This window comes from Algoriphagus aestuariicola, from assembly GCF_017254835.1.
Taxonomy (GTDB): Bacteria; Bacteroidota; Bacteroidia; order Cytophagales; family Cyclobacteriaceae; genus Algoriphagus; species Algoriphagus aestuariicola.
Genome location: NZ_JAFKCW010000002.1, coordinates 824,165 through 845,539, shown reverse-complemented (window position 1 = coordinate 845,539; position 21,375 = coordinate 824,165). Strand labels below are relative to the sequence as shown.

Below are 21,375 nucleotides of genomic sequence, written 5' to 3'. Positions count from 1 at the left end.
TTAAGCTACAACAAACGAGATTGTTTTCCGAGTGGAGGCGGTATAAACGGGGCATTGGTTATTTTTGCGCCATGTTATCGATTTCCAACCTTTCCTATTTCATCGGCGGCCGCCCGCTCTACGAAAATGCAAACCTCCATATCAAGCCCAAGGACAAGATTGGCCTGGTGGGCCAAAACGGAACCGGAAAATCAACTTTGTTGAAAATAATCAACGGAGATTATCAGGCGACAACCGGTGAAGTCCAGAAAGCGAAGGACTGTACGATTGGATTTTTGAACCAAGACCTGCTTTCCTATCAGTCTGATGAAAGTATCCTGAATGTTGCCTTGGCTGCGTTCAAAGAGACCTTGGCGCTTCAGGACGAGATTGATAAAGTCTTGAAACAGATGGAGACGGATTATTCTGAGGAGATCATTAACCGGCTCGCAAATCTTCAGGAGCGTTTTGAAGCAAACGAGGGCTATACCATCAAATCCAAAGCGGAGGAAGTCTTGGAAGGGATTGGTTTCAAGTCTTCGGATTTAGAGAAACCACTTCGAACTTTTTCCGGTGGCTGGAGGATGCGTGTGATGCTCGCAAAGTTGCTTTTAGAAAAACCCTCTTTGCTGATGCTGGATGAACCGACCAACCACCTCGACTTGCCCTCGATCCAGTGGGTGGAAAATTACATGAAGAATTATGAAGGAGCGGTGATCGTCGTGTCTCACGACCAAACTTTCCTGGACAATTGCATCAGTAGTACTGTGGAGGTAGCTAACCATACCCTCACCTTGTACCCCGGCAACTATTCTTTCTATAAAGAAGAGAAAAAGCTGCGCATGGAGCTTCAGCAGAATGCCTATGAAAACCAGCAGCAGATGATCAAGCAGACCGAGAAGTTTATCGAACGCTTCCGCGCCAAGGCCACCAAGTCCAACCAGGTACAGTCAAGGATCAAAGCGCTAGACAGGATGGAACGAGTTCATGAAGTGGTGAACGATGAGGTGTCTGTCAATTTTAAGTTTAAGTTTTCAAAGCCTTCCGGCCGGGATGTCGTGGTCCTGGATCATATTTCCAAAGCCTACGGCGACAATGTTATCTTGAAAAACACCTCAGCTCGGATAGAACGCGGGGATAAGATCGCCCTCATCGGAGCCAACGGAAAAGGCAAGTCAACCCTGCTAAGAATCATTGACGGATCTGAAAAAGGCGTCACAGGGAGAACTGAAGGCTATAATGTGATCAAGGCATTCTTTGCCCAGCATCAATTGGAAGCCTTGACCCTTGACAACGAGATTCTCCAGGAGCTTTCCCAAGCCGGCAGTTCCAAGTCTGAAATGGAGCTTCGTGGGGTTTTGGGATGTTTTCTTTTTTCCAATGAAGAGGTATTCAAGAAAATCAAAGTGCTCTCGGGAGGCGAAAAATCCAGAGTAGCCCTCGCCAAGACCCTTATCTCGGAGGCAAATTTCCTGCTGCTCGACGAACCGACAAACCACTTGGATTTTCAGTCGGTGAACATTCTCATTCAGGCCTTGCAACAATATGAGGGGACTTTTGTCACAGTCTCCCACGACCGCCATTTTATCAAAGGGGTGGCAAACAAGATTTGGTATATTGAGGACTATCAGATTAAGGAATACCCTGGGACATACGAGGAGTATGAGTTTTGGCGAAGCCAGCAGGTCGACGTGAAGCAAGTACCTGTGACTGAAAAAGTGGAGAAGAAGATCACGCCTCCCATACAGAAGAGTACCACCGAGGTGCAGCAAGCCAAAAGAGAACTTAAAAAACTGGAAGAGCAGCTCGAGAAGGTAGAGAAGGAAATAGAATCCCTCGACCTGCTGAAGTCGGAGACAGAGGAAAAGATGGCCGACTCTGCGCTGTATGAGGACGAGGCTAAGGCCCAAAAAATCCAAGAAGGGTACCAACGCATCCAAAATAGCTTGGCCGAAGCCAACGCAAAATGGGAGGAACTGGTCGACAAGATCTCCTCAATTCAGGAATTGGCCGGCTAATTGACAGGATTTGGGCTGAATTCTTTACTTTGAACCATGTCCGCAAAACAACTCTACTTTATTTTCTCCTTACTATTGATCCAGTCAGGCATCCTGCAGGCTCAGGTATTGGAGGACAAGGTATTCTCTGAGCATATTCATTCCGTGCGCATGTTTCCGCTTGGCGTGCAGCAGGATAGTAAGCTGGATGCGCCAGTCATATCGCTAAGTGACGCTAGGCCTTTGGTATTGCTTTTTGACGACATCGCCTATGATCCAGAGCAATACTCAGCCAAATTGATCCATTGTGATGCGGACTGGAAAAAGTCGGCCCTTCGAGACAATGACTTTTCCATTTCCTTCAATGAATACAATATCCAAGAGTATTCTTATTCGGTCAACACAAGAATTCCCTACATCCACTATTCCTTCAATGTGCCGCGTGTCACCAAATCTGGAAACTATGTCCTGAAGGTCTACCGAAACAGAGACGATAGCGATGTGGTGCTCACTCGGCGATTCATGGTTTATGAGGAGCTGTTTGTAGTGGGAGCGGCGGTAGTTCCACCGACGGAAACAGAAGATAGGCGGGCGCTGCAGCAAATCAATGTGATGGTCAATTATTCCAAAGTCGATCTCACAGATCCAACGACCCAAGTCAAGGTTCTTATTCGCCAAAACCAGCGTTGGGATAATGCAAAACTGCTGGCAAAACCAACTTTTTTGAACCAAAATTCCAAAACTATACGATATGAGCCTTTTGACGGCTCGAGTACGTTTCGAGCAGGCAACGAGTTCAGGTTCGTGGATTTGAGGTTTATCAGAGCAACTGGAGTCAACGTCGCTGAGGTGCAGGTGGAAGAGACGGTAATCTTCGCAAATGCCTTGGCCGAAAAGCCCAGACCGGGAGGTGTTTATTCCCAATATCTCGACCTGAATGGGCAATACATGGTGTACACCAATGACCGGCCGGGAGGAGATTCGGAAGTGGAGAGTGAGTATATGTACACCACCTTCTACCTAGCGGCGGATCCGGGCAGAGATATCCGGATGCTAGGGGCTTTGACTTCTTGGGGGAACAGCCCGGAAGCCAAGATGACCTATGATCCGAAAACTGGCCACTATACCACTTCTTTGTTGCTGAAGCAAGGCTGGTACGACTACCAATATGCTTTTGAAACTCCAAACGGTTACGATTCAGACCCCATCGAGGGTAGTTTTTTTGAAACCGAAAATGAATATGAGGTGCTGGTGTACTACAGGGCGCTGGGTTCTCGCTATGACCAGCTGGTCGGCTACGTCTACCTGCATCCAAATAGGAGAAGGTTGTAAAACTAAAAAACCTTCCAAAGGAAGGTTTTCTTAGTGTTAAAGCTCTTCAGGTGAATTCCCTTCATTGCCTTCTTCAGATGTCGGAGCGACGTTTTGCCGTACGCGCTCAGTCGGCTTGTAAGGAACAAAGCCTTCCCGTTTGAACTTGTAAGTGGTAGTCCGGTTGCCAGAAGGGTGGTTTGCCAAGTCGAGCATCCCGAAACCTTTGTGGGTGAAGGCTCCCAAGCCGCATTTGAAGACGAAATCCTGCACTTCCGGAGCTGCATAAAGGGTAAAAGGTAAAGTGTAGCCCCTAACTTCATACTTGACGTCCATGTCATAGACCGCATAGATCCTAGCAAATTTCTTTTGCTGTTCCTTCAGTTTGTTGACATAAACCATGTCTGGTACCACTTGGAATTTGAAGAAGGACTCCATCTGCTCAGCGGTGTACCAGCCCGATTTTTCCATCCTGGTCAAAGTAGACTCATAAAGCAGATCGGAAAACTCGTCACTGTCCGGATTGATGAAGCGCTTGCCTGCCTCTTCGTTGAATGCCGGAGTGATCAGCACAAGAGGGGAAATACACACAAACTTGTTGTTGGTCTCCAAGGTAGGCTCGGTCTCCAACTCGGTGTATTCCGGCGAAAGGATCAAGTTGCCAAGTTCGATTTTTGGCGTGGCAAAAACCTGCTCCAGCAAATAGTCCATAAAGTCCTCGCTCTGGGAGGAAAGGACCAAGGTCACCAGGCTGGAATAATAATGCAAACCACTTCTACTGACTTTGGTCTGGCCTTTCAGGCCAGAAAAGTTGAAGTAGTTGTAGTTGAAGAACTCTTCTCTTCCTCCTTTAACAATTAGGCCTTTCAGGAATTGCGCAAGGATATACTGATGATGAAAAGGCAAATAGGAGCCTTTGTTCTTTAGTGAAAATATTAGTCTAACTCTCACGGTGATTTAAAAATAAAATGAGACAAATGGTGAATTAAAATACTTATGGGTGGATAAGCAGGTGTCAAAAGTACAAATAAAATTCAAAAAAAGTCAAACGTTAAACCTAAAATGCATGATGTCCCCATCATGGACTACATATTCTTTACCTTCAATAGCAATTTTCCCATTTTCACGGCATCCTGCTTCCGTTTTGAATTGCACGTAGTCAGAAAGTTTGATAACCTCCGCTTTGATGAACCCCCGCTCAAAATCGGTGTGAATGACTCCGGCTGCCTGAGGTGCTTTCCAGCCTCTCTTAATCGTCCAAGCTCGAACTTCCTGAACTCCAGCTGTAAAATAAGTAATTAAATCGAGTAATGTATAAGCCCCAGCGATCAATCTGTTGAGCCCGCTTTCTTCCAGTCCGTATTCGGAAAGGAACATGGCTTTTTCTTCGGCATCTTCAAACTCCGCGATCTGGGATTCCAGCGCAGCACAGAGAAGGATTACCTCTGCGTTTTCCTCCTTGACCTTTTCTTTGAGCTGATCGACAAACTTATTACCGGTTAGGATACTTGCTTCGTCCACATTGGCCACGTACAGGACAGGTTTGATAGTTAGGAGATGCAGATCTCTCACCGCTTCCAATTCCTCTTTTTCCACTTCGACCGCTCGGGCATTTAAGCCGGATGTCAGTCCCTGCTTGAATCGGTTGAGGATTTCCAACTCCGCCTTTGCTTTTGCATCGCCTGATTTTGCGATTTTTTCTATGCGTTGGATTTTCTTGTCGATAGATTCCAAGTCCTTTAGTTGAAGCTCGGTATCGATTACTTCTTTGTCAAAAACCGGATCAACGCTTCCTGCCACGTGGACGATGTTGTCATCTTCGAAGCAGCGGATCACATGGATAATGGCATTTACTTCTCGAATATTGGCCAAGAACTTGTTACCAAGGCCTTCACCCTTGGAAGCTCCCTTTACTAATCCCGCGATATCCACGAACTCAATGATGGTAGGCACGACACGCTGGGGGTTGACTAAGCTTTCCAAAACCTGAAGCCTTTTGTCGGGAACGGAGACCACGCCGACGTTTGGTTCGATAGTACAAAAAGGAAAATTTGCCGCTTCTGCTTTGGCGCTGGAAAGCGCATTAAACAAGGTAGACTTGCCCACATTGGGAAGTCCAACGATGCCACATTGTAATGCCATTAATTCGTTGCTTTAATTTTAAAGATTCTGTAGGACTTGTACCCTTCGTAGAATTCCATTACCGAAACCCGGAAGATGGTGTAAACCGGGATCGCAAAGATCATCCCTACGATGCCGGCGATTTTTGCTCCGGCAAAGATAATAACAAATATCTCAAGGGGATGTGCTTTTACCGATTTGGAGAAGATCATAGGTTGAAGTACCAGGTTGTCAGTCAGTTGTACCACTGCAAATACGGACAAAATCTTGATGAGAAAATAAGTGTACTCGGCGTCGCTGGCAAATGTGCCCGTGGAAATCCCCACCACTATTCCAAAAACTGCCCCTAGGATCGGTCCGGCATAGGGGATAAGATTGGCTACCGCGGCAAATAATGCAATCGTCAGCGCATAGTCTACGCCGGCAATACTCAATCCCAGACTAGCAATCGAAAAGATGAAGAGCATTTGGATCAATAAGCCGAAGAGATAGTTGGAAAGCAGCTTTTCGACCTTGGTGAAAGTCGCCACTGAAAGTTCGAAATAGGCATTTGGAATCAGATTGAGTAGGTTTCTTCGAAGAAGTCCGTTTTCAAGAAGTAAGAAGAAGGTAATAAAGCCTACCGCCATCACGCCGATCAAAAGGCTGCTGGTCAGATTCACTAGACCACTGAGAAAACCTCCAAAATCAAAGGTCTTGATGAAGGCGACGATGGAGCCTTTGATTTCCTCAAATAGTGACCCAGGCTTGTTTTCCAGCAGTTGATACCTGAACAGCACCCGTTCTATCTTTTCGATCGGTTCCTGGACTTGGAGGTAGATTCCCTCCAGGTCCATTTCCGAAAGAATAATCAGTTGGTTATTGATCAAAGGCAGAAAGAGCAAACTCAGCAAGAACATCAACAATACAATGGACGCATACGAGATCAAAATAGCCAGCCATCTGGGAATGTGCTGCCTTACGAGGTGGAAATCATTCAGTCGGTTGGTTAGCGGGCGGAGCAATGCCGCGATGATCAGCGACAAAATCAGGTAAAGCGTGATATTGGAAAAATACCAGCCGAATAATAGGAACGCTCCGATGAAAAGGATCAGGTAGATGAAAAACCGCTGCATACGACAAAAGAAAAGGAGGCACCTGCCTCCTCAAATATACTTTTCAACCTTGGATAAGCAACTGCCCAGCCCAATGGATATTATTCCCAGCGAAGTTCGTTGTTGGTTTCTTCTTCAGAATCTTCATGCTCAAACTGCTCAAAATCAAATTCGGGCATCAGGTCGGTTTTGACATGCTCCACCGCTTCATTGAGCGCATTGGCAAACTTGAAGAAGTCTTCTTTATAAAGGAAGATCTTGTGTTTTTCGTAGCTGAAGCTATCCCCGTTAGTTCTTCTTTTACTTTCCGTAATGGTGATGTAGAAGTCGTTGGCTCGGGTAGACTTGATGTCAAAAAAATAAGTTCTTTTTCCTGCTTTTACTTTTTTTGAGAAAATTTCTTCTCTGTCGTATCCTCGGTGATCGTCCACGGTGCTTCCGGATTAAGGTTTGGTTTATAAAATCGGTGGCCTAAGATAAAACAAAAGCCATCGAGAAATCAAAGTGAATATTTACTTTTTTTGGAAACCTACTGAGCGAGGCAGTATAAAAAGTCGAAAATCAGCACATGCAGTAATGCCTATAAAACGAAAAAAGTAGCTTTTGCTACTTTTATTCTCCATGCATAAACGCCTTTTTGGCAAGCAGTTCTTCTTCTGTTTCGGGATGATCCGGGTCATCTACGCAGCAGTCTACCGGGCATACAGCAGCACACTGAGGCTCTTCGTGAAAACCATTGCACTCGGTACACTTGGCGGTCACAATGTAATAAAACTCGTCTGATACGGGCTCTTGTTTTTCGTCTGCAGATACCACTGTACCGTCTTCAAGAGTCACTTCTTTCAGGTTGGTTCCTCCTCCCCAAGTCCATTCGACCCCACCTTCGTAAATCGCTGTATTCGGACATTCAGGTTCGCATGCACCGCAATTGATGCATTCGTCTGTAATCATTATAGCCATGGTTCAATCAATTTGAAGCTCAAAAGTACAATCTCAGGAGCTCCAAGGCAATAGAAAGTTGTCATACTAATTAATTTAATTTTATTCTAGCTTAGGCTCTTTTGGTACCTTTGCGATATGACGCAGGGACTACCGCCGCAAAAAAGGATACAGGCTTTTTCTGATTTGGGCATTCTTATCAAGAATTTGGATGCGGAAGAAAAGGCGCTTCTGTTTAGGAGAGCAAGCAACCAAAACAGCTGGTTTACCGACATTTCAATGGAGGCGGCGCTGTCAGGCCTGGCGGAGCTACTAGACGTAGAAAACTTGAAAGAATGGCTAGTTAGCTATTCCATTCCCGAAAGGAACAATCCAAAAAAGGTCGGGATATTGATGGCCGGTAACATTCCCGGGGTTGGCTTTCACGATTTGATGTGCGTACTGATTTCGGGGAACATCGCGGTGGTCAAGCTCAGTTCTTCGGACAGCATTTTTTCAAAATGGCTGATTGACCGCCTCATTCAATTGGAGCCATTGTTTGAAGAATACATCCAGATTCAAGAAATGCTCAAGGGCATGGATGCCTACATCGCTACCGGCAGCGATAATTCCGCAAGATATTTCAATTACTATTTCGGCAAGTACCCCAGTATTATTCGGGCAAACCGAACCTCTGTGGGGGTATTGACAGGGGAGGAGACGGATGATGAGATCGAGCAGCTTGGAAAGGACATTTTTCTCTATTTTGGGCTGGGGTGCAGAAACGTTTCCAAGATCTATGTAAAAGACCCAGAGCAGCTGCAGCGCCTGTTTGGGATTTTGGAGAGATTCAGTTGGGTCGCCCAAAACCACAAATATCTCAATAACTACGAATACAATAAGTCCATCTACTTGGTCAATGGAGATCCACATCTTGACAATGGCTTTTTGCTCCTTAAGGAAAGCAGCGAGTTGGTTTCTCCAATTGCCGTTCTATTTTACGAAGTGTACGAAAGCAGAGAAGACCTCAAAGGAAAGTTAGACGTTTCATCGCCAAAGATCCAATGCATCGTGGGAGATCCGAATGTGGTGCCCCAGGCAGTTGGCTTTGGACGGGCTCAGTATCCCAAGCCTTGGGATTATGCCGATGGGGTGGATACGATGAAATTCCTTTTGGGATTGAATCAGGACAACTGAGGCTGATTGGCTTTGGGGACTGTGATACGAAACTTTGTCCCTTGGCCTAGAGTAGAGTGGACGGTCATTGTGCCGCTATTTTTCGCGATATAGTCTCGTACCAGAAGGAGGCCTAGACCAGTTCCGCTTTCGTTTGACTGACCCCGAGTGGTAAACGATATTCCGGTGTTAAGCTTCCGGAGGTTTTCCTCCGGAATGCCCACACCGAAATCCTGTACGCAAAGGACGGCTTCATCCTCTCCATCTTCACAATAAATCAGAACTTTTGACCCGGGCGTTGAAAATTTGATCGCGTTGGAAACCAGGTTTCTAATGATCAATTCCATCATGTTCTTGTCCGCGATCACCCAATTGTCTTCAAAGCAATTGAGGTCCAGCGTTATGGATTTTTCCCTTGCGAGTCGTTCGAGTAGGTTTTTCTGATTTCCGATAAGCTTATTTAGATCGAGAAGTTGGGGTTGGAGATATTCTCCCCTTAGCTGCGAGCTAGTCCAGGCCAAGAGGTTTTCGAGCAGGATGGCCACCTGCTCCATGTTTTTCGATATCTCCGGGAGCATTTCCAAAAATTCCTCTTCGGTGACAATCCCGTTTTGGGTTAAGTGGATGAGCTCTTTCACTCCAAAAACAGGCCCCTTGAGATCGTGCGAAATGATGCTGAAAAACTTGTCTTTCAAGTCGTTTAGCTGCTGGAGTTCCGTAGCCTGTTTTTTGAGCTGCTCGTTGGTTTTGATCTGCTCGGTGATATTTTCGAAGAGCATCAAAACACCGGAAACTATGGCCCCGCTGTCGGAAATGGGCACACACTCGACTTTGATATCCCAGGAGTTTCCCGATTGGACTATGCGAGACTGGAGAATTTGGTGGTTTTGGCTTTCGAGAAGGTTCAATATTTCCGGATGCGAACGGAAGATCTCCCTTGCAGCTGCACCGATTTTCAGATCCAGGGGTTTTCTCCAAAACTTACCGGCAGCGGAGTTGAAGTCGACGATCTTTTGGCGGTGGTCAAAGATGATGGCACCTCGGGTCATGACCTCAAGTATTTTTTCCCGCGCCACGGGCTTGATGTTGAAAAGGTTAAAGCGCAGAATTGCGATGGAAATCAGCAAGTAGGTGAACAAAAAAGCGTAGGGTGTCATGTCCAAGCCTTCAAAAGGCTTGATCCAGGAAGCTTGGTAAAGGGCGTTGAAAATGAGGGGAAAAAGCCCTCCCATGATCAGCAATAGGGTCTGTCGGCGGAAGTGAAGATTGGCGTACTTGAACCTCTTCCAAAGGATGAACGTGCCCAGGAAGTAAAAGAAATAAGAATATATAACTTGGACTGGGTACCATAGGCCTTTTTCTATCCCCAAAATCGGAAATGGACCGCTTGTGATCAGCCAGTTGCTTTTATAGTGAAGGTGGTGCCAGGAGTTGGTGAGCACAAGCAGATAGGTCACTGCGGGCAGGACGAAGAGGCTGGGGTAGAGCCAGGGCTTGTCCTTAGTCTCGTAGCCCGTGTATTTCATGGAGAAAACTACCCAGGAAGATGGTGCCATCACCAGCCCAGCATACTGCAACTTGCTCCAAACCAACATGTCCTCGACGGTCTGTACAGTCAGTTCTATGCCATAGAAAAAGCCCCAAACCGAGCTTGCCAACATCGTAAAACCTATCCATCTCACCGAATCCTCCAGTTTGATGGCAATATAAATGGACAATCCCCCTACCACTAAGCTTGATATGATTAGAGTAAATGCATACGGATTGAGGATAAATTCCATAGGGAAAGCAGGGCGTACTTTACAAGGATAGCGATCGGGGCTTGGGTGATCAATAATAATCGATATTGATTAAACTAAAAAAAAACCATATCCGAAATTGGACTGATAGTTTGAGTATTCCAGTCGCAAAGGCTTGGTTAGAGTCGTGGTGTCCAGCATCTGCATGGTTTTTTGGTGATTTTCTAGCCCATAGGCACGGTGCAAAAAGATAAATGCTTGAGTAAAAGCAGGGAAGAGACTCGGCGATTGGTTACCTTTTTTGGGGGCTTTTTCGTATATTCGCACTCGAAAAATCGAACCTAATATCCACCTAAATATCCAAAAAATGGCTTTTGATATCGAGATGATCAAAGAGGTGTATGCCCGGTTTCCGGAGCGAATCGCCGCAGCGAGAAAAGCTGTGGGGAGACCACTTACTTTGACTGAAAAAATTCTTTATGCCCACTTGTCAGAAGGTCCTGCTTCTCAGGCCTATAAAAGAGGAGCTTCTTACGTTGACTTTCAGCCTGACAGGGTGGCGATGCAGGATGCTACGGCTCAGATGGCTCTTTTGCAGTTTATGCAGGCTGGGCGTGACCAAGTGGCCGTTCCTTCCACGGTACACTGCGATCACCTGATTCAGGCGGAAATTGGGGCTGAAAAAGACCTAAACAAAGCCAAGGATAAAAACAAAGAAGTTTACGACTTTTTGGCTTCTGTTTCCAATAAATATGGAATCGGCTTCTGGAAGCCTGGCGCGGGGATTATCCACCAAGTAGTGTTGGAGAATTATGCGTTTCCAGGTGGTATGATGATCGGAACCGACTCACACACTCCAAATGCGGGCGGATTGGGCATGGTCGCAATCGGTGTCGGTGGTGCCGATGCTTGTGATGTCATGGCTGGTTTGGCTTGGGAGTTGAAGTTTCCCAAACTAATCGGAGTAAAGCTTACGGGCAAGATGTCCGGATGGACTTCTGCTAAAGACGTGATCTTGAAAGTGGCTGGTATCCTGACTGTAAAAGGCGGTACCGGTGCTATTGTAGAATATTTTGGCGAGGGAGCTCGCTCTCTTTCAGCCACCGGAAAAGGCACCATTTGTAACATGGGGGCTGAAATCGGTGCGACTACCTCCATTTTTGGTTACGACCAAAAATCAGCTGCTTACTTCCAAGGCACAGGTCGTGCTGATGTCGCCGCAATGGCGGACGCAATTGCCGAACATTTGACTGGTGACGCTGAAGTTTATGCCAATCCTGAGAACTATTTCGATCAAGTGATCGAAATCAACCTTTCCGAACTTGAGCCGCATGTCAACGGGCCGTTCACGCCGGATTTGGCATGGCCAATATCGAAATTTGCTGCCGCGGTGAAAGAAAACGGCTGGCCAGCGAAACTTGATGTAGGCCTGATTGGCTCCTGCACCAACTCTTCCTATGAGGATATTTCTAGAGCTGCATCTTTGGCTCAGCAGGCTGTAGACAAAAAACTGGTTGCCAAGTCCGAATACACCATCACTCCAGGTTCGGAGCAGGTTCGATTTACCGTTGAGAGAGACGGATTTTTGGATACCTTTGGAAAAATGGGTGGGGTCGTTTTGGCAAATGCTTGCGGTCCTTGCATCGGACAGTGGGCTCGCCACGGCGCTGAAAAACAAGAGAAGAACTCAATCATCACCTCCTTTAACAGAAACTTTGCAAAGCGTGCGGACGGCAACCCGAACACTCACGCCTTTGTAGCTTCTCCGGAGATAGTTACTGCATTGGCGATTGCCGGTGACTTGACTTTCAATCCACTGCTTGACACGTTGACAAACTCTGAGGGAAATGCAGTGAAGTTGGACGAGCCAACTGGTTTGGAACTTCCAACTAAAGGTTTTGCCGTAGAGGACGCAGGCTACCAAGCTCCTGCAGAAGATGGGTCAAAGGTTAGCGTAATCGTAGATCCAAAATCTGATCGTCTTCAGTTATTGGACTCCTTCCCGGCTTGGGAAGGAACAGACCTGAAGGGTTTGAAACTTCTTATCAAAGCGAAGGGAAAATGTACCACTGACCACATCTCAATGGCCGGGCCATGGCTGAAGTTCAGAGGCCATTTGGACAACATCTCGAACAACATGCTGATTGGTGCAGTCAACTTTTACAATGATTCTACAAACTCTGTGAAAAACCAGCTTACCGGCGAATACGGTGAAGTGCCAGCTACGCAGCGACACTACAAGGCGCAGGGGATAGGCTCCATCGTAGTCGGTGACGAAAATTATGGAGAGGGATCTTCCAGAGAGCATGCTGCGATGGAGCCAAGATTCTTGGGAGTACGTGCGATTCTGGTGAAATCATTTGCACGTATCCATGAGACCAACCTGAAGAAGCAGGGCATGTTGGCTTTGACTTTTGCAAATCCATCGGATTATGAGCTGGTCCAGGAGGATGATACCATTGACATCCTGGGGCTGACCGAGTTTGCGCCAAGCAAGTCCTTGGACATCGTGCTTCACCACAGCGATGGCACCCAAGATGTGATTGCCGCCAATCATACCTACAATGAGGGCCAAATCGAATGGTTTAAGGCAGGCGCTGCGTTGAACTTGATCAAAGCAAACGCCTAGTAGTTTATTTAATTAATGTTCCTAAAAGCCGTAACCTGCGTGGTTGCGGCTTTTACTATTTCCCATGAGAAGATCTTTATTTCCCGTTTTATTTCTACCATGTTTCTTTATGGCGGTGAGCCTGGGATTTGCCCAAAACGAATCTGACGAAAGAGCCCTGATAAAAGTCGATAAGGGGATTAGCATTTCGAAAGACTCGCTTTTCCTGATGAACATTAGATTCCGTATGCAAAACAGATTTGGGATTCGAACCGAAAGCGGAGAGGATCTTTCTATCGAGCAGACCGACTTTAGAGTGCGGAGGTTACGCCTGAGATTTGACGGTTACGTGCTCAATCCACGTATGCAGTACTATATTCAGTTGGGATTTTCCAAGGCTGACCTGGACCTGGAAAGTGGCGGCTATGCACAGCCTATTCGGGATGCGATGATTTACTATTTTTTTGACAAAAACTTCTACGTTGGCTTTGGCCAAGGGAAGCTTCCAGGCAACAGAGAGCGCGTGGTCAGCTCGGGTAACTTGCAATTTGCCGACAGGTCAATCGCAAACGGAGTGTTTACTCTAGACAGGGATTTTGGTTTTTTTGGCTACTATACACTTCCTACCAAAGGCCGGGCAAACTACCAGCTAAAAGGCGCTATAAACACGGGAGAGGGTAGAAACCCCTCGCCAGGAGATGGCGGGCTGAGCTATACCACGAGATTTGAATACTTGCCCTTCGGCACTTTTCTCAACTCGGGCGATTACTCGGAAGGAGATCTGGAGTTTGAGCCTCGTCCAAAGCTGTCAATCGGAGTCACATACAATTATAATGACGAAGCGGTTAGGGCAAGAGGACAGCTGGGGTCAAGCTTGTATGAAGCGAGAGATCTGCAGGTCTACATCGCGGATGCGATGTTTAAATACATGGGCTGGGCGGTAATGGCCGAGTACTTCAAAAGGACCACAACTGATCCTTTTACGCACAGTGACGCCGGCGATATTCGAGTAGTGTGGGTAGGAACAGGAAACAACCTCCACCTTAGTCGAATGATTTCCCGAAAATCCGAATTGGCGTTGAGGTACGCTGCGGTGCGACCCGACTTGGAAGTGGAGGCATATGAAAACCGCGTGGAGGAGGCGGCCCTAGGTTATACTCAATATCTCAATGGACACCGTATAAAGATGCAGGGGAATGTGGGGTATTCTTGGGCAAACAGGGAATTGGATCTGATCGAGACCAGCAATTTCTGGTTTGCTACCTTCCAAGTAGAGTTTGGGATTTAATTTTCTACAATAAATTGTATTTATAATTTGCATTGCTTGCTATGAAATGCAAATTGCTGTATGTTTACAGCAAGAGGACGACTTATGGTCGTTTTCTTCTGAAAAAAGGCAGCAATTTTTATTTCCATGCAGGACAAAGGCATAAACAGCACATTTAAAAAGATTATTTTCGAATCTTCGGAGATGGTCTTCTTGGCTGACGATACCTATCCGTATTCCATATTTTACGCCAATGAATCCTTTGAGGAGCTGATCGGCGGGTCATTGACTGACCGGTCTTTGGTCGGTTTGGGCTTGGATATCAACGCCTATATATTCAAGGAGGAATTGATCCTCTCGCACGACAGAAAAGACTTTTCCTTCAAGCTTGAATTGCCCCAAGACAGCGGTTCCAATTACTTTCTCTTCTACAAGGGTAAGGAAATAAAAACTCATGGTCTTCCGAGCAAAAAGGAATCCTATCAATTTTTTACTTCAAAGCTGGATCTGATCGGCATCGGTAAATCCGACTATTTCACCTATTTGAACCCGGCTGTTTTACCCGTTTTAGGCTATGGCACCGAGGAACTCCTCAATACGAACCTGTGTCACTTTATCCATGAGAATGACATCCAAAGAGTGCGGGACGTGTGGAAGAGTCATCAGAAAAGTCAGGGTGTGACCTTTCTGGAGCTGAGATTTAAGCGGAGAGACGGGGCATATCGGCATCTCGAATGCTCAGTTCAGTTTAACCCCGATTGCTTTTTTGTCATTGCTCGAGATATTTCGAATAAGGTTTACCTTGACTACAAGGATAAGAAGCTCCTGGCTTTGAGAGAAAAGATGCCGGGACAAGCCAAAGTAGGCAATTGGAAGCTGAACCTTGAAAAGAAGACTTTGGATCTGGAGCCGGCCGCCGAGGCTATTTTTTCAAGTTTATACGGCAAACCTTATGAGGAATCGGAACTGAAGGATAGGTTCTCTAGTCAGGTCCTAAAGCAGGTGTCGACGCTTGCTCCAGCCTCCGTCGAATTTGAAGGAGTTATAGGGGTTTCCGAAGTCCGGGAATTGGCCTTTTCCGCTTTTGTGCACGAAACCAATCCGAGAGAAATTTGGGGTTTGGTATGGGATGATAGCGAGCAACAGGCGCTTCGAAAAGAATCTGACATGCGTCTGAAACTTTGGCTGGAATGCCCTGAGGCAATGATGATAGTAGAGTCAGATGGAAAGGTGTTTTTGGCAAATCGGGAGGCAAATCAGCTTTTTGGTTTTGAGGAAAGCAAGTCCATCCTTCACCTGGATGAACTGAACGACCTGCTGTCGGAACCCTCGTCTTGGTCGCAATGGCTTTTTTCCTCGTCCAATGACGGAGCGGTTTCCAGATTTTCCTCCTATTTGACAGGTCCTGATGCAGTGAGGTTGCCATTGGAAATCGCATCCAAAGAAATCCAGTTGGAGGGTAAAAATTACGTAACACTTTCATTTCGAAATATTTCCGAGAAAATCAGCTTGGAAAAGAAAGTCGAGGCAAGCAGCGATTTTCTGGTAAACCTTACCGAGCAAGTGCCTGGGGGTCTGTACCAATTGGTGTTGAATGCCGAAGGCCAGATGAATTTTTCATTTCTTTCAAAGGGGATCAACACGGTATTGGGGCTCTCTAAAGAAGAAATCCATCAGTTTACCGACATCTCTTCCGCAATCGCCAAAGTGCATCCCCAGGATTTGCCTTTGGTAATCATGTCTTCCATTGCCTCAGCCCGCAAAATGGAACCTTGGCAATGCCAGTTCCGCGTGAAATCCGGAAATGCAGGCGAAGAATACCGTTGGGTTTTGGGTGCTGCGAGACCACAGGCTATGGACACAGGAGATATGGTCTGGTATGGATACCTTACGGATATTTCTAAGCAAAAGGAATTTGAAGCCAAATTGGACGAGGCTAGAATGGCTGCCGAGAAGGCTAACCAGATCAAATCGGATTTCCTCTCGATGATCAGCCATGAATTGAGAACACCGCTGAATGCGATTTCGGGATCGGTATATTCTCTCTTTCACGAAAGTCCAACCGAAAGCCAAAAGCCTGCCCTTGATACGATCAACTTTGCGGTGGACAATCTGATCATCATGATCAATGACTTACTGGACTTTCAGAAAATTGAGGCTGGTAAATTGACCATCGAACCAAGTCCGATGAACCTGAAAGGCCTACTGGAGCAGGTCATCAAGGGCTTGACATTCCACGCCAAGGACAGCAAAAACAGCTTGGAACTGCAGATTCCTGAGGAGCTCGATATCATTGTCAGAGCCGATAAGACACGGCTTTCACAGATTATGAACAACTTGATCACCAATGCGCTCAAGTTCACCAACGAAGGCAGCGTCCAGGTCAAAGTGGAACTTTTGAAGCAAATCAGAAACAAGGTTCGGGTCTTGTTTTCGGTGCAGGATACCGGTATCGGTATAGCACCTGAGCATCAGGAGAGGGTTTTCGACGATTTCGACCAAGTCAGGCCGACATTCAGTTCAAAGTATGGGGGGACAGGACTGGGACTTTCCATCACCCGAAAGCTTCTAAACCTCATGGGAGGCAAGATCCAGCTCGAGTCGGAAGTCGGCAAGGGCAGTAGATTTTATTTTGAGCTCGAAATGGAGATCGTACAGGAGTCTATCAAGCCCGACAATGGAAGTGATCAAGCGGAATCTTTTGAGGGACTGCATCTGCTGATGGCGGAGGACAATGAAGTCAATTCCCTTGTACTGGGCAAGATTATCAGGAAGTGGGGCTATACTTTTACCCGAGTGCACAACGGAAGTGAAGCGGTGGAAGCTGCACGAAACGGCGACTATGACTGTATCCTGATGGACATTCAGATGCCTGTGATGGACGGCTTTGATGCTACTTTGGAGATCAAGAAATTCTCCGATACGCCGATCATTGCGCTGACGGCTGCCGCCAAGCTGGAAATCATGGAAAGAATCGACGAATGCGAATTCGAGGGTTTTGTAGCCAAACCAATCGACGCCAATGAATTGCTCAAGAAAGTCAAAGAAGTAACGTTGGCCAGGAATTACAAAGCCTGAGCCTGTTCGTAGTATTCCTGTACCAATTCCATATCAGGGTAGTTTTCTGCGAGCTCTTCCAGGTAGCGGATCGCCGAGATTTTATCACCTGTCATCACATAATAGATTCCTTTGTTGCGGTACGCAAAAGGGTTTTTTGAATCCATTTGAATGCTTTGGTTGATGAGTTTCAGTCCTTCATCTTTTCGTCCCAAGAAGAGGAGGTAAAGTCCCTTATTATTATAAAAGTAGGCTTGCCCATTGTCCAGGGTCAGTGCTTTGTCGACTGCGTCCAGTGCACCATTTAGATCATTTTCGCTGAAAAGTATCATGGACTTAAGGTTATGCAGATTGGGCTCACTCGGGTTGACCAGCTCAGCCTTTGCAAGTATCGCTTTCGCAGCTGCATATTCTTTTTGATAGTAGAGCACGGTGGCTTGGTTGACCAAAAGGTCTGAGTTCTGGGGGTCCAGTTCGGAGGCCGTTTGGAAAGCTTTCAACGCAGCTGGATAGTTTTTGAGTTTTTCCCCGCTTAGCCCGGATAAAAAATGGCCTTTCCAGTTCTTTTCGTCAAGCCGGATCAGGCGATCGGCGTCTTCTTCGGCTTTATAAAATTCTCCATTATCAAGATAGGAAAGTCCTCTTTGGAAAATCGCCTCGAAGTACTCCGGACGATGCTGGATTGCTCTGCTCAGATCATGGATGGTTTCATCCAGCTGGTTGAGCTGGAGATGAGCCATGGCCTTGTTGAAATAGGCGTCTGCATAAGCCGAGTCTAGGGCGATGGCTTCATTGTAAAACTCGATCGCAGACTTGGGATCGTTCTCTTCCAGCTTTTCATTTCCCTTTAGCAGGAATCGCCCTTTTTTGTCTTCAACACTGTCACAACTACCCAGCAAGGCTATTAACAAGGCAAGGGCAATATTAGTCTTCAGGTTCATTCTTAGGTATATTCTTTCTCTCTGCTTTTTCTTCACCCAAAAGTAACGCAAAAGGCCTCGTGGTATCACTGAGTTCAAAAATCTCTCGGAGAATTGCCATGGTGGGGATCACCAGTACCATACCCGCCACGCCCCAGATAGAGGCACCGACAAGTAATCCAAGGAAGGTTATGAAGGCATTCAAATTGACGTTTCCCCCTACGATTTTTGGCGTGAGAAAATTGCCTTCGATCAACTGGATGGCTTGGTAACAGATGAAAATAAGGAAGGGGTAAATCAAGCTGTCCATTGTGAGAAAAGCGTAAACGATCGGGAGCAAAACGCCAAAAAACGGCCCTACATAGGGGATGATGTTGAGAATTGCCCCTATGACCCCAAAGAAAATCGCATGTTTCACCCCTATAATTGAGTAGGCGATGATATTGAGTATGGCAAGGATGACCATCACTTTGGCCACTCCCACAATATAACCTTGGATCACCTTCCTGAGATTGGTGATTCGGAGATTGACCAAGGCTGGATCCCTGTCACGGTAGAGCATGACCATCATTTTGGTCAGGTGATCCCGGTACAGAAGAAAAAAGAACATGAATACCGGAATCAACACGATGCCGGATAGGGAACCGATCGAATTCAAGGCGAAGCTGGAAATGCTGCTACTATTCTCATTCAAGAGAGTCAGGATGTATTCGGTTTCTATTTTTCCAGCCAGATTTTCATTCATTCCTAGATTTTCCAAAGTCCAAGCGTCAATCTCCTCTGCCACGGTCACCAGGCGTTCGGACACATTGTCAAAGTCCTTGGTGAAATTGACAATGTTGTTTATGATAAAACTGATCAGGCCTACAACCATGGCAATCATCACTAGGAGCGAGATGAAGCAACTCAACGTTCTGGGTACTCGATATTTCTCCAAAAACATGCTCAAAGGGGTCAGCAGGATCGCAAAAAAACCTCCCATAAAAAGCGGAATAAGTAGGCTTCTGCCGATTATCAAGAAAAAGACCAACACTATGATAAACAGCATCACAGAGAGGGCTTTCATGTAAGCCGGCATGCTTATGCGGAGGTAATTCATAAAGTCAAAAATTTGGTTTCAAAAAAGGTAGGATATATCCTGTTATTTTGCAATCTGCTCAGATAAGCCCCGATCTCCTTAATAGCGCATCCGGCTTCGGTTCTCTTCCCCTGAACCTTTTGTATAGGATACTAGGATGCTCACTTCCACCTGCTGCAAGGACGTTTTTTTCGAAAGACTTAGCGGTTTCCTGGTCGAAGATTCCTCGTTCCGAAAACAGCTCAAATGCATCCGCATCCAACACTTCGGCCCACTTATAGCTGTAGTATCCTGATGAATACCCTCCCTGAAAGATGTGGGAAAAGCTGGTACTCATCAGCGTGCCGGGTACTTTAGGGAGCAGATCGGTCTTTTTCATCACCTCCTGTTCAAATGCCGCAATATCGGAGATTTTTTCCGGCTCGGTGCTGTGGTAGGCCATGTCCAGCAATCCAAAACTGATCTGCCTGAGGGTCATATAGCCCTGCTGGAAATTGGCAGCGTTCTTTATTTTTTCGATGAGCTCCGCGGAGATCTTTTCACCCGTCTGATAGTGCTTTGCAAAAATGTCGAGGCACTCTTTTTCATAGCACCAGTTTTCAAAAATCTGGGACGGAAGCTCCACAAAATCCCAGTAGACGCTTGTACCGGAAAGGGACTCGTAGGTGCCTCTCGCCATCATGCCATGTAGCGCGTGCCCAAACTCGTGGAATAGGGTCGTTACTTCGTTGAAAGTCAGGAGGCTTGGTTTGCTCTTAGTCGGTTTGGTAAAGTTGCAGACGATGGAGACATGGGGTCTATGGTCTTGGCCGTTTTCTATGCACTGGCCGCGGAACGAAGTCATCCAGGCTCCGTTTCTCTTGCCCGGTCTCGGGAAAAAGTCGGCGTAAAATACCGCAAGATGCTTTCCCTCCCTGTCTTTTACCTCGTAGGCAGTGACCTCCGGATGGTAGACGGGGATCTCCGAATTGGGGACAAAGGTGATTCCGAAGAGTTTTTCGGCAGTTTGGAAGACTCCATCTACCACTTTTTCCAACTGGAAAAAAGGCCGCAGCAGTTCATCGTCCAGCGCATAGCGCTCTTTCTTAAGTAGTTCCGAATAGTAGCCAAAGTCCCAACGCTCCAGATTTTCCAGCCCATCAGTTTTCTTGGCGAATTCGGCGACTTCCCGCACATCCGCCTCAGCTTTGGGTTTAGCTTTTTGGAGAAAAGAATCCAGGAAGTCCATCACAGCTTTAGGATTTTTGGCCATCCTTTCCTCCAGGACGAAGTGGGCGTGCGAAGCATAGCCCAGAAGATTGGACCGCTCATGGCGAAGTTTCAGGAGCTCCTTGATCGTTTCTTTATTGTCCAGTTCGTCGCCTTTGGCCGCTTTGGTGTTGTAGGCCATGAAAAGTGTTTTGCGAAGTTCTCGGCTTTTGGCGTAGGTCATCGCAGGTACGTAGCTCGGATAGTCCAGGGTAAAGGCCCATTTTCCTGGCTGGCCTTTTTCTTCGGCTATTTGTGCGGCTGCTTCTTTGATGCCGTCGGGCAGACCTTCGAGGTCTTTTTCATTGTCCACAAAGTAGACGTACTTGTTTGTTTCTGCCAGGACGTTCTCGCCAAATTTCAAACTCAGCTGCGCGAGCTGCCGATCGATCTCGCGAAGTTTTACCGCACCCTCAGGATTCAGCTTGGCTCCGTTTCGGACAAAGGATTTGTAGGTCTTCTCCAGCAATGTGGTTTGCTCGGCGCTCAGAGATTGCTTGTCTTTTTCCCCGAACACTTGGGCGACCCGCTGAAAAAGCTCTTGGTCCAACAGGACGTCGTTGGCATGAGCAGTGAGCAGGGGCGATATTTCTCTCGCCAGTTTCTGGATCTCGTCGTTTGTCTCTGCCGAGTTGAGATTGAAAAATATGGAGGAGATCACCCCAAGTTTCTTTCCGGATCGATCCAAGGCTTCGACGGTATTTTCGAAGGTTGGAAGCGGCTCGGACTTGATTATTTCAATTTCTGCCTTCGCCAATTGAATGGCTTCGGTGATTGCAGGAAGGAAATGCTCGGTATGGATCAGGTGAAAAGGTGCAGTCTCAAAGGGGGTGGCGTAGTCTGCCAATAGTGGGTTGGTCAT

15 protein-coding genes are annotated in these 21,375 nt (G+C 46.7%); 6 read left to right on the top strand and 9 right to left on the bottom strand.

Going from position 1 to position 21,375, the window contains the following annotated elements; genetic code table 11:
* Nucleotides 1-71 precede the first annotated feature (71 nt).
* Together J0A67_RS10755 and J0A67_RS10750 are read left to right on the top strand one after the other, a co-directional pair.
* Complete coding sequence (locus J0A67_RS10755; RefSeq protein ID WP_206569329.1) at nucleotides 72-1,997, top strand: ABC-F family ATP-binding cassette domain-containing protein; 1,926 nt, start codon at nucleotides 72-74, stop codon at nucleotides 1,995-1,997.
* 36 nt (nucleotides 1,998-2,033) lie between these two features.
* A complete protein-coding gene (locus J0A67_RS10750; protein ID WP_206569328.1) occupies nucleotides 2,034-3,308 on the top strand; it encodes a type IX secretion system plug protein in 1,275 nt (424 codons plus the stop codon).
* 36 nt (nucleotides 3,309-3,344) lie between these two features.
* Here the strand turns inward: J0A67_RS10750 and cas6 are convergent, their stop codons facing one another.
* From cas6 to J0A67_RS10725, 5 genes are all read right to left on the bottom strand, one after another.
* Complete coding sequence (gene cas6, locus J0A67_RS10745; RefSeq protein ID WP_206569326.1) at nucleotides 3,345-4,238, bottom strand: CRISPR-associated endoribonuclease Cas6; 894 nt, start codon at nucleotides 4,236-4,238, stop codon at nucleotides 3,345-3,347.
* A gap of 93 nt (nucleotides 4,239-4,331) precedes the next feature.
* Nucleotides 4,332-5,429, bottom strand: coding sequence for a redox-regulated ATPase YchF (gene ychF, locus J0A67_RS10740; RefSeq protein WP_206569323.1), 1,098 nt, complete (start codon nucleotides 5,427-5,429; stop codon nucleotides 4,332-4,334).
* Nucleotides 5,429-6,523 (bottom strand): AI-2E family transporter, encoded by a 1,095-nt coding sequence (locus J0A67_RS10735; protein ID WP_206569321.1) that lies wholly within the window; start codon nucleotides 6,521-6,523, stop codon nucleotides 5,429-5,431. Before J0A67_RS10735 ends, ychF begins: the two co-directional genes overlap by 1 nt.
* A gap of 80 nt (nucleotides 6,524-6,603) precedes the next feature.
* The gene (locus tag J0A67_RS10730) at nucleotides 6,604-6,933 is read right to left on the bottom strand and encodes a DUF3276 family protein (RefSeq protein WP_206569320.1); all 330 of its coding nucleotides are present in this window, start codon (nucleotides 6,931-6,933) and stop codon (nucleotides 6,604-6,606) included.
* Between the two features lie 181 nt (nucleotides 6,934-7,114).
* Complete coding sequence (locus tag J0A67_RS10725) at nucleotides 7,115-7,462, bottom strand: 4Fe-4S binding protein (protein ID WP_206569319.1); 348 nt, start codon at nucleotides 7,460-7,462, stop codon at nucleotides 7,115-7,117.
* Nucleotides 7,463-7,579: 117 nt separating this feature from the next.
* Between J0A67_RS10725 and J0A67_RS10720 the strand changes: the two genes are divergently transcribed.
* A complete protein-coding gene (locus tag J0A67_RS10720; RefSeq protein ID WP_206569318.1) occupies nucleotides 7,580-8,617 on the top strand; it encodes an acyl-CoA reductase in 1,038 nt (345 codons plus the stop codon).
* Here the strand turns inward: J0A67_RS10720 and J0A67_RS10715 are convergent.
* Nucleotides 8,605-10,377 (bottom strand): sensor histidine kinase, encoded by a 1,773-nt coding sequence (locus J0A67_RS10715; RefSeq protein WP_206569317.1) that lies wholly within the window; start codon nucleotides 10,375-10,377, stop codon nucleotides 8,605-8,607. The genes J0A67_RS10720 and J0A67_RS10715 overlap by 13 nt on opposite strands.
* A gap of 325 nt (nucleotides 10,378-10,702) precedes the next feature.
* Here J0A67_RS10715 and J0A67_RS10710 point away from each other — a divergent pair, with 325 nt between their 5' ends.
* The 3 genes from J0A67_RS10710 to J0A67_RS10700 all read left to right on the top strand — a co-directional run bounded on the left by J0A67_RS10710 (nucleotide 10,703) and on the right by J0A67_RS10700 (nucleotide 17,288).
* Nucleotides 10,703-12,964, top strand: a complete 2,262-nt coding sequence (locus J0A67_RS10710) for an aconitate hydratase (RefSeq protein WP_206569316.1) — start codon at nucleotides 10,703-10,705, stop codon at nucleotides 12,962-12,964.
* A gap of 109 nt (nucleotides 12,965-13,073) precedes the next feature.
* Complete coding sequence (locus tag J0A67_RS10705) at nucleotides 13,074-14,231, top strand: porin (RefSeq protein WP_241265140.1); 1,158 nt, start codon at nucleotides 13,074-13,076, stop codon at nucleotides 14,229-14,231.
* A gap of 126 nt (nucleotides 14,232-14,357) precedes the next feature.
* The gene (locus J0A67_RS10700; RefSeq protein ID WP_206569314.1) at nucleotides 14,358-17,288 is read left to right on the top strand and encodes a PAS domain-containing hybrid sensor histidine kinase/response regulator; all 2,931 of its coding nucleotides are present in this window, start codon (nucleotides 14,358-14,360) and stop codon (nucleotides 17,286-17,288) included.
* Here J0A67_RS10700 and J0A67_RS10695 read toward each other — a convergent pair.
* From J0A67_RS10695 to J0A67_RS10685, 3 genes are read right to left on the bottom strand one after another with little or no spacing between them, the layout of a single operon-like run.
* Entirely contained in the window at nucleotides 17,276-18,208 is a 933-nt protein-coding gene (locus tag J0A67_RS10695) for a tetratricopeptide repeat protein (protein WP_206569312.1), read from the bottom strand. The two genes, J0A67_RS10700 and J0A67_RS10695, sit on opposite strands and share 13 nt — an antisense overlap.
* Nucleotides 18,192-19,286 carry an AI-2E family transporter gene (locus tag J0A67_RS10690; protein WP_206569310.1) on the bottom strand — a complete coding sequence of 365 codons (1,095 nt, stop codon included), beginning with the start codon at nucleotides 19,284-19,286 and terminating at the stop codon, nucleotides 18,192-18,194. The genes J0A67_RS10695 and J0A67_RS10690 overlap by 17 nt, the downstream gene beginning before the upstream one ends.
* Before the next feature lie 58 nt (nucleotides 19,287-19,344).
* The gene (locus J0A67_RS10685) at nucleotides 19,345-21,375 is read right to left on the bottom strand and encodes a M3 family metallopeptidase (protein ID WP_206569308.1); all 2,031 of its coding nucleotides are present in this window, start codon (nucleotides 21,373-21,375) and stop codon (nucleotides 19,345-19,347) included.